The sequence below is a fragment of the Streptococcus cristatus genome, from assembly GCF_008369405.1.
Lineage (GTDB): Bacteria > Bacillota > Bacilli > Lactobacillales > Streptococcaceae > Streptococcus > Streptococcus cristatus_G.
In genome coordinates this window covers 11,783-26,808 of record NZ_VSJJ01000011.1, presented here as the reverse complement: position 1 = coordinate 26,808, position 15,026 = coordinate 11,783, and the positions used below count along the sequence as shown (strand labels likewise).

The following is a 15,026-nucleotide window of genomic DNA, read 5'->3' as shown; positions in this document are numbered from 1 at the left end:
GATACAAAATGCTACTAATCAAGAATGGCAATGTGATGGATCCTAAGTCTGGTCTGGATCAAGTGTGCGATGTGCTGGTGGAGGGTAAGAAAATTCTCAAAATTGGCCAAAATCTGGAAGCGTCTGATGCCCAAGTCTTAGATGCCAGTGGTTTGGTCGTTGCCCCCGGTCTGGTTGACATTCACGTTCATTTTCGGGAGCCGGGTCAGACTCATAAGGAAGACATTCACACAGGAGCTTTGGCAGCGGCAGCGGGCGGCTTTACAACGGTCGTTATGATGGCCAATACCAATCCGACCATTTCTACAGTTGAAACGCTGCAGGAAGTACTAGAGTCAGCTAGTCGTGAAAATATTCATATCAAGTCCATCGCGACCATTACTGAGAATTTCGATGGTCAGCATTTGACAGATTTCAAAGCTCTCTTGGCAGCTGGTGCCGTTGGCTTCTCAGATGACGGGATTCCTTTGGAAAGTTCAAAGGTTCTTCGAGAAGCCTTGATCGAAGCCAGAAAAAACAAGACCTTTATTTGTCTGCATGAGGAAGATCCAGGACTCAACGGTATTCTGGGCTTCAATGAACATATCGCCAAAGAGCATTTTAATTTTTGCGGTGCGACAGGTGTGGCCGAATACAGTATGATTGCTCGCGATGTCATGATTGCCTATGATGCCAAAGCTCATGTCCATATCCAGCATTTATCTAAGGCAGAAAGTGTCAAGGTTGTCGAGTTTGCCCAAAAACTAGGCGCTCAAGTCACTGCTGAAGCAGCACCTCAGCACTTCTCTAAGACAGAAGCTCTGCTATTGACCAAGGGTAGCAGTGCTAAGATGAATCCGCCTCTGCGCTTAGAATCGGATCGTCTGGCCGTTATCGAAGGGCTGAAGTCTGGCGTCATTTCTGTCATTGCGACGGACCACGCACCGCACCATGCCGACGAGAAAAATGTGGCAGATATTACCAAGGCGCCGTCTGGTATGACTGGTCTTGAGACCTCGCTTTCTCTAGGGCTGACCTATCTGGTGGAAGCAGGGCATCTTAGCCTCATGGAGCTCTTAGAGAAGATGACGGTCAATCCAGCTAGTCTCTACGATTTTAATGCTGGTTTTCTGGCCGAAGAAGGTCCAGCTGACATCACTATTTTCGATCCTAAAGCTGACCGTCTGGTTTCCGAACATTTTGCCTCCAAGGCAGCCAATTCACCTTTTGTTGGCGAAGAGCTCAAAGGTCAAGTCAAATATACTATCTGCGATGGAGAAATCGTCTTCCAAGCCTAAGCAGATATTCATAGAAAGTCAACGTTCCATTTCATTTTGGAACGTTTTTCGTATTAAGAAGAAGGATTCTTTGAAAGGGCATTCCCTTTTTACAGAAAAAACAGTATAATAGTAGAAAAAACATAGACTGGAGCTTTTATTTATGAAAAAGAAGCATCTTATTTTACCTGTTTTGTCGACGGTTCTGTTGGCACCTGCCTTTTTGGACCATCAAGTTGCTGCGGATGAGGTTCAGCCAGCAACTGCTGTGGCAAATGTGAGTGACTCAGCTCAAAAACCAGCTGAAATAGATTTGGCACAAGCAGGTGGAGTTTCTGCAGATGAAGCTAGCGTAAATGCGGCCATCGCAGCTAATGCTCAAGATGTATCAGGAGCGTCTGACGCAAGCTTGCCTGAAGCTACCATTCTTCATACAAACGATGTGCATGGTCGTATCGTCGAAGAAAAAGGTGTTATCGGAGATGCCAAACTTGCAACAGTTATCAAGGAAGAACGTGCGAAAAATCCTCAAACGCTGGTCGTAGATGCAGGAGATGCTTTCCAAGGTCTGCCAATTTCTAACAGCTCCAAAGGGGAAGAACGCGCGAAGATTCTCAATGAAATCGGCTATGATGCCATGGCGGTCGGAAACCATGAATTTGACTTTGGTTTGGATGAGGCTAAAAAATATAAAGAAATCCTCAATTTCCCACTGCTTAGTGCTAATACTTATGCCAACAATGCCCGTGTCTTCCAAGCATCAACCATTGTGGACAAGGATAAGAATGTAGAAGGTGATGAATTTGTCGTGATCGGGGTGACCACTCCTGAGACAGCTACAAAAACGCACCCCAAAAATATTCAAGGTGTGACTTTTGCGGATCCAATCACAGAGGTTAATCGAGTGATTGACGAAGTTGAAGCGCGTGCAGCAGCTGAAGGCAAGACTTACAAAAACTATGTCGTTCTGGCTCACTTGGGTGTGGATACGACGACACCAGTTGAATGGCGCGGTTCTACCTTGGCTGAAGCTCTTTCTAAAAATGCTAAGCTGAAGGGCAAGCGGGTTACAGTGATTGACGGCCATTCTCACACAGTAGAGTCCACTACTTACGGTGAAAATGTAACCTACAACCAGACTGGTAGTTATTTGCATAATATCGGTAAAGTTACTTTCAAGGCCAACCAACTTCTGGGCGATCCTCAGCAAATCCCAGCTGCAACAGCTAAAAAAGCTAGTCCAGACCCAGTTGTAGCAGAGATGGTTAAGAAAATTAAGGAAAAATACGATGCAGAAAATGCCAAGGTAATCGTGGCCAATAGCCCTGTGGAGCTTAACGGTGACCGTGAAAATGTCCGCGTTCGAGAAACCAATCTGGGAAATGTAGTAGCAGATGCCCTTTACAAATACGGCCAAACAGGCTTCGCCAACAAAACAGACTTGGCTGTGACTAACGGTGGTGGCCTACGGGAAACCATTGCCAAAGACAAGCCGATCACTAAGGGAAATGTTATCGCTGTATTGCCATTTGGAAATACCATTTCTCAAATCAAGGTAACAGGTCAGAATATCGCAGATATGTTTGCCAAATCTTTAGGCTCAATCCTACAAGAAAAAGATGGGAAACCTGTCTTGGATGAGAACGGTCAACCATTGCTAGAGCCAAGTGGCGGTTTCTTGCAAGTCTCTGGTGCTAAAGTTTACTATGATACAACTCTGCCAGCAGAGAAACGGATCCTCCTCATTGAAATCAAAAACAAAGAAACAGGTGCTTATGAAGCTCTTGACTTGGCTAAGACCTATTACCTGACAACCAATGACTTCCTAGCAGCTGGTGGTGATGGTTATACTATGCTGGGTGGTGCGCGTGAGGAAGGGCCATCTATGGACGTGGCCTTTGCAGAATATCTGGAAAGTGCAGATTTGACAGCCTATGCAGCAATCAATCCAAATTCTCGCACGATTTCTATGTCTGCTAGCAAGGATACAGATGGAGATGGTTACACAGATATCGAGGAAATCCAGCAGGGCACGGATCCAAAAGATGCTGCTTCTAAGCCTGGACAAAGCAATCCAGCAAACCCAACCAATCCGACTAACCCAGCAAATCCTACCAATCCTACCAACCCAACTAATCCAACAGTTCCAACAAGACCAAGCAATCCAGTGGTTCCGAGCCAGCCTAATCATCCGGTTGTGCCTGAGACAAAACCACAAGAACAACCTTCTGTTGAGAAGCCAAATACAGCTCAGTCAGCAGCAAATAAGGCAACTTATCAAGCTCCAGCACAGGTTCGTCCGACAGAAGTAGCAAGCAAACAAGGAACTCTTCCGAAAACAGGAAGCAAGAATCCTATCCTTCTTTCTCTCTTCGGACTGGTTCTGGGAACCTTAGGTGTATCAAGCCTGAAAAAAACTCAAAAAGATTAAAAAAAATGAGGCTGGGACAAAAGTCCTAGCCTCTCAATTGTCTTTGGATTGTCGAGTAAGACGCAGTGGTTGAGTGGACTCTACTACGCTGATTTCATCAGCTTTTACAGCCTTACTCAACTGTGCGGAGGTGGGACGATGAAATCGAATTCTAACGAATGACCGATTTCTGTTCCACTCTCATTTTTTTGGATTTTGTTTGGTTAGGTTAATGCCCCAAGGGATCAAGTTTTCAGTTTTATTTCGAATCCGCTGGATATTGTCCCGATGGCGAAGGATGATAATAGCTGCTAAGAGAATGATAATCAGGGTAAAGAGGAAATCATAGCTAGGTAGGATAAAGCCTAAAGCAGGGAAAATCAAGACAGACAGGATGGCCACACTTGCAGAAACCACGCTGGCTAGAGAAATCATACTTCCCAGATAGAGAGTCGTCACAAAGACAACTATCAGGTAGACAAAGAAAGCTGGTGAGAAGCCTAGAACAGCTCCAGCACTGGTCGCAACAGCTTTGCCTCCCTTAAATCCTGCAAAGATTGGATAGGTATGACCAATCACAGCCAAGAGGCCAAAAATCAGTGGTGAAATCCCTTCAATATGCAGGAAAAGCGGTAGCAGGGTTGCCAGTGTCCCTTTGAAAAAGTCAATGACAAAAGTGGCGCTGCCGGCCGTCTTACCCAATATCCGGAAAGTATTGGTCGTGCCAGTATTGCCACTGCCATATTCGCGGAGGTTCTTTTTAAAGAAAATCTGCCCAATCCACAGACCTGTCGGAATGGAGCCCAATAAATATGCTAGTAATAATCCAAGTATCGTGTTCATCATGATTTTATTATACCATGATTTGGAACTTGGACAAAGAACTATGATAAGAATATTTTAAATGAATTGTCTAGTCTGACGCTTGTAGCTAGGTTGCCTTTCTTCAAAATCACTTGAAATCCAGATTCTATCGAGGCTGGGACAAAGGTCCTAGCCTCTCAATTATCTTTGGATTGTCGAGCAAGACGCAGTGGTTGAGTGGGCTCTACTAGGCTGATTTCGTCAGCTTTGACAGTCTTACTCAACTGTGCGGAGGTGGGACGACGAAATCGAATTCTAACGAATTACCGATTTCTGTCCCACTCTCATTTTTTAGAAAAAACTTTGCAAAATTTACCAAAAACCTGTAAGATAATAAGGATGACTATCATGCAGGAGGTTCCTTGTGGCAAAAAAGGAAATCAATATTAACAATTATAATGACGATGCCATTCAGGTATTAGAAGGGTTGGATGCGGTCCGCAAACGTCCAGGTATGTATATTGGATCGACCGACGGAGCGGGACTCCACCATCTGGTTTGGGAGATTGTGGACAATGCTGTCGATGAAGCCCTGTCAGGCTTTGGTGACCGAATCGAGGTTACGATAAACAAGGACGGCAGTCTAACCGTTCAAGACTATGGTCGTGGAATGCCGACTGGGATGCACGCTATGGGCATTCCCACGGTTGAGGTCATTTTCACCGTTCTCCACGCCGGTGGTAAGTTCGGTCAAGGGGGCTATAAGACCTCGGGCGGTCTCCACGGTGTAGGTTCCTCTGTCGTCAATGCCCTGTCCAGTTGGCTGGAAGTGGAAATCACGCGCGACGGGACTGTTTACAAGCAACGCTTTGAAAATGGCGGAAAACCAGTCACGACGCTCAAGAAAATCGGCACTGCACCTAAGTCCAAGTCTGGAACCAAAGTGACCTTCATGCCGGATGACACGATTTTTTCAACGACAGACTTCAAGTACAACACCATTGCAGAGCGACTGAAGGAATCTGCCTTCCTGCTCAAGAATGTCCGTCTGTCGCTGACCGATGCACGGACTGGCGAAGAAGTAGAGTTCCACTATGAGAATGGGGTTGAAGACTTTGTCAGCTATCTCAACGAAGACAAGGAAACCCTGACTCCTGTCCTCTATTTCGAGGGAGAGGAGAGCGGCTTCCAAGTTCAGGTTGCCCTCCAGTACAACGACGGCTACGCCGATAATATCCTGTCCTTTGTCAATAACGTTCGCACCAAGGACGGCGGTACTCATGAGACGGGTCTCAAGACCGCAATTACCAAGGCTATGAACGACTATGCCAGAAAGACAGGCCTGCTCAAGGACAAGGACAAGAATCTGGAAGGCTCGGATTACCGCGAGGGTCTAGCTGCTGTCCTGTCCATCCTAGTTCCAGAAGAACACTTACAGTTTGAAGGCCAGACCAAGGACAAGCTGGGCAGCCCTTTGGCTCGTCCTGCCGTGGACTCTATCGTCTCTGACAAGCTGACTTTCTTCCTCTTGGAAAATGGCGAACTGGCGTCCAATCTCATCCGCAAGGCCATCAAGGCCAGAGATGCCAGGGAAGCGGCCCGCAAGGCGCGTGACGAAAGCCGGAATGGCAAGAAAAATAAGAAAGACAAGGGCTTGCTCTCTGGTAAGCTGACTCCGGCCCAGTCCAAGAACCCAGCCAAGAACGAACTCTATCTGGTCGAGGGAGACTCTGCTGGTGGCTCTGCCAAGCAAGGTCGTGACCGTAAGTTCCAAGCCATCCTGCCCCTGCGCGGTAAGGTCATCAACACCGCCAAGGCGAAGATGGCCGACATTCTCAAGAACGAGGAAATCAACACCATGATTTACACGATCGGTGCTGGTGTTGGGTCAGACTTTACCCTTGAGGATGCCAACTATGACAAGATCATCATCATGACCGATGCGGACACCGACGGTGCCCATATCCAGACCTTGCTGCTGACCTTTTTCTATCGCTATATGCGCCCGCTGGTCGAGGCTGGCCGCGTCTATATCGCCCTGCCGCCTCTCTACAAGATGTCCAAAGGCAAGGGTAAGAGCGAAGTCGTCGAGTATGCCTGGACCGATGGCGAGCTGGACGACCTGCGCCGCAAGTTTGGCAAGGGGGCTATGCTTCAGCGCTACAAGGGTCTCGGTGAAATGAATGCTGACCAGCTCTGGGAGACAACCATGAATCCTGATACCCGCACCCTCATCCGTGTTACCATCGAAGACCTGGCCCGCGCCGAACGTCGTGTCAATGTCCTCATGGGAGATAAGGTCGAACCACGCCGCAAGTGGATCGAGGATAATGTCAAGTTTACGCTTGAGGAGAGTGGGGAGATGGTGTTTTGACTAGAATTTTAAATTTTTTAAATAGTATTGTAGATAAATTTAATGAGGATTATGAACAGTATAAGAGTAGAGAAGAAAATTTAAAGAATTTAAAAGTTTTAAAGATTTTAAATAATACTATATATATCGAACAAAAGGCTTGGAAAGATATAGGAAAGTATGCTTGTTATGGGATATTTTACGGTTTTTTATTGTTTGTATTCTCAATATGTCGTCCTAGTTATGATAACATTGGACATAGCTGGTTAAATCTTTTATGGCCAATTATGTATCTATTCATCTTGATATGTTTAATTTTTAGATCTTACTATATCCTTCTTATGTTGTCTATCCAATGTATTTCATTATTTATTAGGAAAGATTTTTTTAGAAAAAAGAGATTTCTAAATATAATTATTACAACATTTCCTGAATTGTTCTGGTTAAAGCATTACTTTTTACTACTACCTATATTTGCCTTTTCGATTATGATATCTTATTTTATACCTATTCCTGTTACTAAGAACAATTATACATTGATTTGTATTTCTATATTGATAGCAACAAGGATGATGACCTGGATCTTAAAGAGGATAACTCATTCGCAGCCAAGGTTTCTATTTGGAGACTATACTTCCAGTCCCACAATAATATTAGCAATTCTTGGTATTTTGGGTCTAATTTTAGGTGGTGTTAATTTGGAAAAAAATTACTTCTGGAGTTTGACATTCATTATTGTTACAATATCAAGCCATGGGATAAAAGTTGTTATTGATGAACTGTATATTGAAGGATGTCATAAGGCACAAAGAATATTGGAAGTTGAGCTACTTTCAATAAAACCAAATTATGACAAATTAAAAGAATGTTATTTTTATGGTGGTGAAAAGTATAAAGAAAAGCTACTGAGCACAGAAAAATTTTTAGAAGTGATTGTAAAAAATGAATTGAAATCATTAAAAGATTTAAAAACTTATGATGATTATATGCTTTATAAAGTATATAAGGGAAGAAGTTATTTATAAATAACTTCTTCCCTAGGCCTAAAACAATAATACCCTCTCACCAGATTTTTGGACAAGCTCTTCAGAGCGTGAATGAGTCCGTCCGATTTTCGGACGAGGCCTTTCATGGCGAATTCTGTTTGTCCGAAAATCGGACGAGTGTGTTTTGAGTAAAAGACGAACGTTTGTTTTTCGGATAAGCTCTTGCAAGAGCAAAAAACTTTTTCCGAAAATCGGATGGAGTAAAAAGTACATTAAAATAAAAAAATTAGGAGATTGTAAAAATGAAAAAAATTTATGGCACTACTAGTTTGGATGTTAAATCTTTAGAAAACAACGAATTCTTCCAGCTTATGTCTGAGAGCATGGAGGAGATCGCGGCTTTTAATAAGGCTAACAAGGTAGATGCTATTTACACGACTAAGCTGGCGGAGATGGAGCAACTTTTGGCTAAGCTACAGGGTGGGCTTCATCAGACCAAGTCCAGCAAGCTAGTGGCTAGTCTGGATCAGGCTGACCGTGAGCGTGACGATGCTTTGGCTACGCTTCAGTCTTTGGTTCGGGCCTTTGCACGGGTCAAGGATGCAGCGACCAAGGAAGCCTACGAGACCCTGTCTCAGCTCCTGAAAAACTATAGCGGCCTAGCTGCAACTAGCTTGGAAAAGGAGACCGAAGGCATTAAGCATCTACTTCAAGAGCTGAAAAAGCCATCCTATCAGACAGCACTAGCTAAGCTTCATCTGGAAGCCCATGTCGATAGTCTGGCAGCGGCTCAGAAGGCCTTTGACAAGGTCTACAAGGAGCGACTGACTGAGCTCAAGGGCAAGGCTCCAAGCCAGAATAAGACCGTACGCCTTAAGTTACAAGAAATTTATGATTTCCTTGTGGACTTCACGGCTATCGGTGCTTACGCTTATCCCGAAAGAACTCACATGGTCAACCTCCGCGACCACCTCAACACCATCCGCAGCCGCTACAAAAAACGCAAACCTGCTAAGAAGGTGAAAGAAGAAGCGATGGAGAATAACTAGAATATAACTAAATTTGAGATGAAAAATTGTTAGTAGTCGCATCGGATTTGAAAGGAGTAGAAAATGATAATCAGACCTGCAAGCACAAATGATTTTCAAGCTATTTACGCCCTTTATCAAAATGAAAAATGGATGTCTTTTACAGAGGAAAAAGTGACATCACTATTTTCAACAAATCTGTCTCATTACGTGGTAGTTGAAGAGAACCAGAAAATCCTTGGTTTTGCCCGCTACTTGACAGATGAAATCATGACGATCTTTTTAGCTGAGATTATCATTGATAAAGCCTATCGCGGAAAAGGATTGGGACAGCAGCTGATTGAGGAGATCCACAAAAAATATCCTTTGACACGGATTGAATTAATATCTGAAGCAAATGGATTTTATCGGGCAGTAGGTTTTAAGCCTGTTGGTACAGGATTTAGAAAATCTGAATGAGAGGAGCAAGCCAATGACGCTTGACAATAAACTGTGTCTGACGGATTCGCTTGAACTAGCCAAGTTGGAAGAAAAAATCAGCAAGACCCGAGCGAAAGAGCTTTTTGAAGAGCAGCTTCTGGACAATAAAGCAGCTAGCACCTATGCCACTCTGGCCTTTATTCACGGGTTCTTGTTTGAAGAAATCTATGACTTCGCCGGCCAGATTCGGACAGTCAATCTCGCCAAAGGGAATGTTCGCTTTGCGCCTGTCATGTATCTAGCAGTTTCCTTGGAAAATATTGACAGGATGCCTCAGCAGACCTTTGAGCAGATTGTCGAAAAGTACCTTGAGCTAAATATCGCCCACCCTTTTCGAGAAGGGAACGGAAGAAATATGAGGCTCTGGCTGGATCATCTCCTCAAGACTGAGTTGGGGCAAGTCGTGGACTGGTCTCACGTGGACAAGGAAGATTACCTCCTAGCCACGAAGCGTAGCGCGGTATCGACTGGCGAACTCAAGTATCTCCTCTTGAATAATCAAACTGAAGACCTCACTCAGGCCTATTTCTTCAGGTGACGCTTTATACTATTTGAAGGATATTATTTTTACCATACAGGAAAGTTGCATCGTTCAAGTAAAAATGATTGTCACATTTGTTGTGTAAATAATATGTAGAACTAATGGAGGTTCAGTAATGAGTAGTGAATCTATAATTTCTATTTTCGTTGTTGTCATAGTAATTTGTGGAATTATAAGTGATTTAATCTCCAACTTGGGGAGAAAAGAGTATGCTCGTTCAATATCCCTGTTTTTACTGTCCATTTTCACTATTGGTGTCTGTCTATCAGATATACCAGTGAAAGGTAACTTGTACTCTGGGTTAAAATTTATTTTGTTTTATCATGACTATTTCGCCCCCTTGATGTTTGTTTATTCATTTTATACTCTATATAAGAGCGTAATCCATTGTAAGCATTTTACGAGTAAATTTGCTATAATACTTCTGATCAATGCCACCTTCATCTTTCTCCTTTCATTGGTAAATATATTTGTTGTATGGGAAATCATAAAAAATTACCAAAGAAGTAACATAATATCTATTTGTTATATTTTAATTGTTCTAGGGATTTGCTCAACTATCCAATTCATTGTAGGGGAGCTTGAAAGAAAAAGGGTTCAGAAGCTTCTTAAGCAAAGAAAAGAAGATGCTGTTATTCAGAACCCAGAAGCAATTGAGAGTGAACAACATGAGAACTGAACCTGAAATGCTAGATTTAATTTTGCAAGTCGCAAAAGTGATACAGGTTGACGCTGTCGCCATGTCCGGTTCACGGACAAACCCGAATGCTCACAAGGACGAGTTCCAAGACTATGATGTGGTCTACATTGTGGAGGATTTGGATAGTCTGATAGCCGACCTTGCTTGGTTGGAAAGGTTTGGCAAGCGCATGATCGAGCAGCATGTCCTACTAGACCATCGCCGCCTCTATCTCATGCTTTTTGAAGATGGCAATCGGATCGATTTGACCCTTTGCCCAAAGGTGCATATCAAAGAGTGGGTGGATAGCGAAGCGGATTTCACGGTGCTGGATGACCCGCAGGGGCTGTTTGCTCCTTATGCACCGACACCCAAGCGCTATTGGACGACACCAGCTAGTGCGACTGACTTTGACAAATCCTGCAATGAATTCTGGTGGGTCTCAGCCTATGTGGTCAAGGGTATTTGTCGAAATCACCTGGTCTATGCGACGGATCATCTCTATGGCATCTGCCAACAAGAATTGCTCAAGCTCTTAGCTTGGCAAGTGGCAGCAGATAAGGGGACGATTGATATTGGCAAAAACTACAAGTACCTCTTTCAGTATTTGTCTGCTGAGAAAGAGAAAGAATTTACAGCCTTGCTTGACTTTTCTGACCAGAAAAAAATCACCAAGTCTCTCCTGGCTACCGTGGACTTTTTCCACAAAGAAGCACAAGCTTTCTCTCTCAAAACTGGCTTCCACTATGACAAAGCAACTGCAGAGAAGATGATTGAGTATGCTAAAGAGAGGCTTAGCTTCTAGTTATTATTAAAAAGAAAAATAAAAAGAGAATTATTATGTCCAATATTCAAAACATGTCCCTGGAGGACATCATGGGAGAGCGCTTTGGTCGCTACTCCAAATACATTATTCAAGAGCGGGCCTTGCCAGACATTCGCGATGGCTTGAAGCCTGTTCAGCGCCGTATTCTTTATTCCATGAATAAGGACGGCAACACCTTTGACAAGGGCTACCGCAAGTCTGCCAAGTCTGTCGGGAACATCATGGGGAATTTCCACCCCCACGGAGACAGCTCCATCTACGATGCCATGGTTCGTATGTCTCAGGATTGGAAAAACCGTGAGATTCTTGTCGAGATGCACGGGAACAATGGTTCTATGGACGGTGATCCACCGGCGGCTATGCGTTATACTGAGGCGCGGCTGTCTGAGATGGCTGGCTATCTTTTGCAGGATATCGAGAAAGATACCGTTCCTTTTGCTTGGAACTTTGACGATACCGAGAAGGAGCCAACAGTTCTGCCAGCAGCCTTTCCTAATCTTTTGGTCAATGGAGCAACTGGGATTTCCGCTGGTTATGCGACGGATATTCCACCTCATAATCTAGCCGAAGTCATTGACGCGGTTATCTATATGATTGACCATCCGTCTGCCAAGGTGGACAAACTCATGGAGTTTCTGCCTGGTCCAGACTTCCCGACAGGAGCTATTGTTCAAGGTCGTGATGAAATCAAGAAAGCCTATGAGACGGGTAAAGGTCGAGTTGTAGTACGATCCAGAACTGAGATTGAAAAGCTGAAGGGCGGTAAAGAGCAAATCGTCATTACCGAGATTCCTTATGAGATTAATAAAGCGGTCTTAGTCAAGAAGATTGACGATGTACGGGTCAACAACAAGGTGGCCGGCATTGCTGAGGTACGGGACGAATCCGACCGGGATGGTCTTCGCATTGCCATCGAGCTCAAGAAAGACGCTAATACCGAGCTGATTCTCAACTATCTCTTTAAGTACACCGACTTACAAGTTAATTACAACTTCAACATGGTGGCGATTGACAATTTCACGCCGCGTTTGGTAGGGATTGTGCCAATCTTAACCAGCTACATTGCCCACCGCAAGGAGATCATTTTGGCTCGCAGCCGTTTTGACAAGGCCAAGGCTGAGAAACGACTGCATATCGTGGAAGGACTGATTCGGGTGCTTTCCATCTTGGACGAGGTGATTGCCCTGATTCGTGCTTCCGAAAACAAAGCAGACGCTAAGGAAAATCTTAAAGTCAGCTATGATTTCACTGAGGAGCAGGCTGAGGCGATCGTCACTCTCCAACTCTACCGTTTGACCAATACAGACGTTGTGGTGCTGGAAGAGGAAGAAGCAGAGCTCCGTGAGAAAATTGCTATGCTGGCGGCTATTATCGGCGATGAGCGCACCATGTATAACCTCATGAAGCGAGAGCTCCGCGAAGTCAAGAAGAAGTTTGGCAATCCGCGTCTCAGTGAGCTGCAGGATACAGCAAACGCCATCGAGATTGATACAGCAAGTCTCATCGTGGAGGAAGAGACCTATGTCAGCGTGACTCGTTCTGGCTACATCAAGCGGACCAGTCCGCGTTCTTTCTCGGCGTCGACCCTAGAAGAGATGGGCAAGCGTGATGATGACAGACTGATTTTCGTCAGTCCGGCCAAGACGACCCAGCACTTGCTGATTTTCACCAGTCTGGGAAATGTCATTTACCGGCCTGTTCATGAGCTGTCAGACATCCGCTGGAAGGAAATCGGAGAACACCTCAGCCAGACCATCAGCAACTTTGATAACAAAGAAGAGGTTATCTATACAGAATTGCTAGACAGCTTTGAGGAGGGCACTTACTTTGCAGCAACCAAGTTAGGCCAAATCAAGCGTGTGGAACGCAAGGAGTTCAGTCCTTGGCGGACCTACAAGTCTAAGTCGCTCAAGTTTGCCAAGCTGAAAAATGAAGAAGATCAGGTCATTGCTCTGGCGCCGATTAAGCTGGATGATGTTATGCTCGTGACCAAGAATGGCTATGCTCTTCGATTCAATATTGAGGAAGTACCTGTCATCGGAGCTAAGGCGGCTGGGGTTAAAGCCATCAACCTCAAGAAGGACGATGTCCTAGCGGCAGCCTTTATCGCTAATACAGACTCACTTTACCTCCTGACTCAGCGAGGTTCGCTCAAGCGTATGGCAGTCGCAGATATTCCTGTTACCAGTCGGGCAAATCGCGGTCTTCAAGTTCTGAGAGAGCTTAAGACCAAGCCACATCGTGTCTTCGCAGCTGGTCCAGTCTATGGCGAAGCAGCAGACTTTGACCTCTTTACTACTGAAGCAGAAGCCAGTGAGGAGCAGATTTTGCAGGTGATTTCCAATAAAGGAACTGCTTATGAAATCAATCTGGCTGACCTCAGCCTGTCTGAGAGAACTAGCAACGGCAGCTTCATTTCTGATACCATTTCAGACGAAGAAGTCTTCTCAGCTTATATCAAGTAATCAACAAGCCAGTTCACACGAACTGGTTTTTTTAAAAATAAATTTTCAGAAAATTGAAAATAATGATTGAATTTTTCAGAAAAAGGTGTACAATAGGGAGTATCTATAAATTGAAAGATAAGAAAAAGAGGAAAAGACTATGACAGTAAATCTTGATTGGGAAAATCTTGGCTTTTCATATATGAAATTGCCCTATCGCTATATCGCTTATTATCGGAATGGTCAGTGGGAGGAAGGACAGCTGACAGAAGATGCGACCTTGCATATTTCTGAGTCTTCACCAAGCCTTCACTATGGCCAACAGGCATTTGAGGGACTGAAGGCTTATCGTACCAAGGATGGCAGTATCCAGCTTTTCCGTCCAGATGAAAATGCTAAGCGCCTGCAACGCACGTCAGATCGCTTGCTCATGCCACAAGTTCCGACTGAGATGTTTGTGGATGCGGTCAAGCAGGTTGTCCGCGCCAATCAAGAATATGTTCCGCCGTACGGTACAGGTGGCACTCTTTACATCCGTCCGCTTTTGATTGGGGTGGGCGATATTATCGGAGTGAAGCCAGCTGAAGAGTACATTTTCACCATTTTCACCATGCCAGTTGGTAATTACTTCAAGGGTGGCTTGATGCCAACGAACTTCTTGATTCAAGATGAATTTGACCGCGCAGCTCCCCACGGTACTGGTGCGGCCAAGGTTGGTGGAAACTATGCAGCTAGCCTTTTACCAGGTAAGATGGCTAAGTCTCGCAACTTCTCTGATGTTATTTACCTAGATCCGTCAACTCATACCAAGATTGAAGAAGTTGGATCAGCCAATTTCTTTGGAATCACTAAGGACAATGAATTTGTGACACCGCTGAGTCCATCTATTCTACCGTCCATTACCAAATATTCTTTACTTTACTTAGCCGAACACCGCTTAGGATTGACGCCAATTGAAGGCGACGTTCCAATTGATAACTTGGATCGCTTTGTCGAAGCAGGAGCTTGTGGTACTGCGGCTGTTATCTCACCAATTGGAGGAATCCAGCATGGTGATGATTTCCATGTTTTTTATAGTGAAACAGAAGTCGGCCCAGTGACCCGCAGACTTTATGATGAGCTGACTGGCATCCAATTTGGTGATGTGGAAGCCCCAGAAGGTTGGATTGTCAAAGTAGATGAATAACCCAAGAGCCCTTTGAGGCTCTTTTTATTGAGG

The 15,026-nt window shown here is 44.6% G+C and carries 12 protein-coding genes; 11 read left to right on the top strand and 1 reads right to left on the bottom strand.

Annotated elements, in window-relative coordinates; genetic code table 11:
* Positions 1-8: 8 nt before the first annotated feature.
* Together FXF62_RS09405 and nt5e are read left to right on the top strand one after the other, a co-directional pair.
* Positions 9-1,277: a dihydroorotase gene (locus FXF62_RS09405; RefSeq protein ID WP_149518528.1), complete on the top strand. Its 1,269-nt coding sequence runs from the start codon at positions 9-11 to the stop codon at positions 1,275-1,277.
* 142 nt (positions 1,278-1,419) lie between these two features.
* Positions 1,420-3,687 carry a cell surface ecto-5'-nucleotidase Nt5e gene (gene nt5e / locus FXF62_RS09400; RefSeq protein WP_149518527.1) on the top strand — a complete coding sequence of 756 codons (2,268 nt, stop codon included), beginning with the start codon at positions 1,420-1,422 and terminating at the stop codon, positions 3,685-3,687.
* A 180-nt stretch (positions 3,688-3,867) separates the two neighbouring features.
* Here the strand turns inward: nt5e and plsY are convergent, their stop codons facing one another.
* The gene (gene plsY, locus FXF62_RS09390; protein WP_149518526.1) at positions 3,868-4,512 is read right to left on the bottom strand and encodes a glycerol-3-phosphate 1-O-acyltransferase PlsY; all 645 of its coding nucleotides are present in this window, start codon (positions 4,510-4,512) and stop codon (positions 3,868-3,870) included.
* A gap of 382 nt (positions 4,513-4,894) precedes the next feature.
* Between plsY and parE the strand changes: the two genes are divergently transcribed.
* The 9 genes from parE to FXF62_RS09340 all read left to right on the top strand — a co-directional run bounded on the left by parE (position 4,895) and on the right by FXF62_RS09340 (position 14,993).
* Entirely contained in the window at positions 4,895-6,844 is a 1,950-nt protein-coding gene (parE, locus tag FXF62_RS09380) for a DNA topoisomerase IV subunit B (RefSeq protein WP_149518525.1), read from the top strand.
* Positions 6,841-7,848 carry a hypothetical protein gene (locus FXF62_RS09375; protein ID WP_149518524.1) on the top strand — a complete coding sequence of 336 codons (1,008 nt, stop codon included), beginning with the start codon at positions 6,841-6,843 and terminating at the stop codon, positions 7,846-7,848. Before parE ends, FXF62_RS09375 begins: the two co-directional genes overlap by 4 nt.
* Positions 7,849-8,111: 263 nt before the next feature.
* The gene (locus FXF62_RS09370) at positions 8,112-8,858 is read left to right on the top strand and encodes a DUF6261 family protein (protein ID WP_149518523.1); all 747 of its coding nucleotides are present in this window, start codon (positions 8,112-8,114) and stop codon (positions 8,856-8,858) included.
* Between the two features lie 63 nt (positions 8,859-8,921).
* Positions 8,922-9,296 carry a GNAT family N-acetyltransferase gene (locus FXF62_RS09365; protein WP_149518522.1) on the top strand — a complete coding sequence of 125 codons (375 nt, stop codon included), beginning with the start codon at positions 8,922-8,924 and terminating at the stop codon, positions 9,294-9,296.
* A 13-nt stretch (positions 9,297-9,309) separates the two neighbouring features.
* A complete protein-coding gene (gene fic, locus FXF62_RS09360; protein WP_149518521.1) occupies positions 9,310-9,855 on the top strand; it encodes a protein adenylyltransferase Fic in 546 nt (181 codons plus the stop codon).
* 118 nt (positions 9,856-9,973) lie between these two features.
* A complete protein-coding gene (locus FXF62_RS09355) occupies positions 9,974-10,537 on the top strand; it encodes a hypothetical protein (protein WP_149518520.1) in 564 nt (187 codons plus the stop codon).
* Positions 10,527-11,342: an aminoglycoside 6-adenylyltransferase gene (locus tag FXF62_RS09350; protein WP_149518519.1), complete on the top strand. Its 816-nt coding sequence runs from the start codon at positions 10,527-10,529 to the stop codon at positions 11,340-11,342. Before FXF62_RS09355 ends, FXF62_RS09350 begins: the two co-directional genes overlap by 11 nt.
* Before the next feature lie 35 nt (positions 11,343-11,377).
* Positions 11,378-13,828 carry a DNA topoisomerase IV subunit A gene (gene parC / locus FXF62_RS09345; protein ID WP_149518518.1) on the top strand — a complete coding sequence of 817 codons (2,451 nt, stop codon included), beginning with the start codon at positions 11,378-11,380 and terminating at the stop codon, positions 13,826-13,828.
* A gap of 139 nt (positions 13,829-13,967) precedes the next feature.
* Positions 13,968-14,993 carry a branched-chain amino acid aminotransferase gene (locus tag FXF62_RS09340; protein WP_149518517.1) on the top strand — a complete coding sequence of 342 codons (1,026 nt, stop codon included), beginning with the start codon at positions 13,968-13,970 and terminating at the stop codon, positions 14,991-14,993.
* The last annotated feature ends 33 nt before the right edge of the window (positions 14,994-15,026 follow it).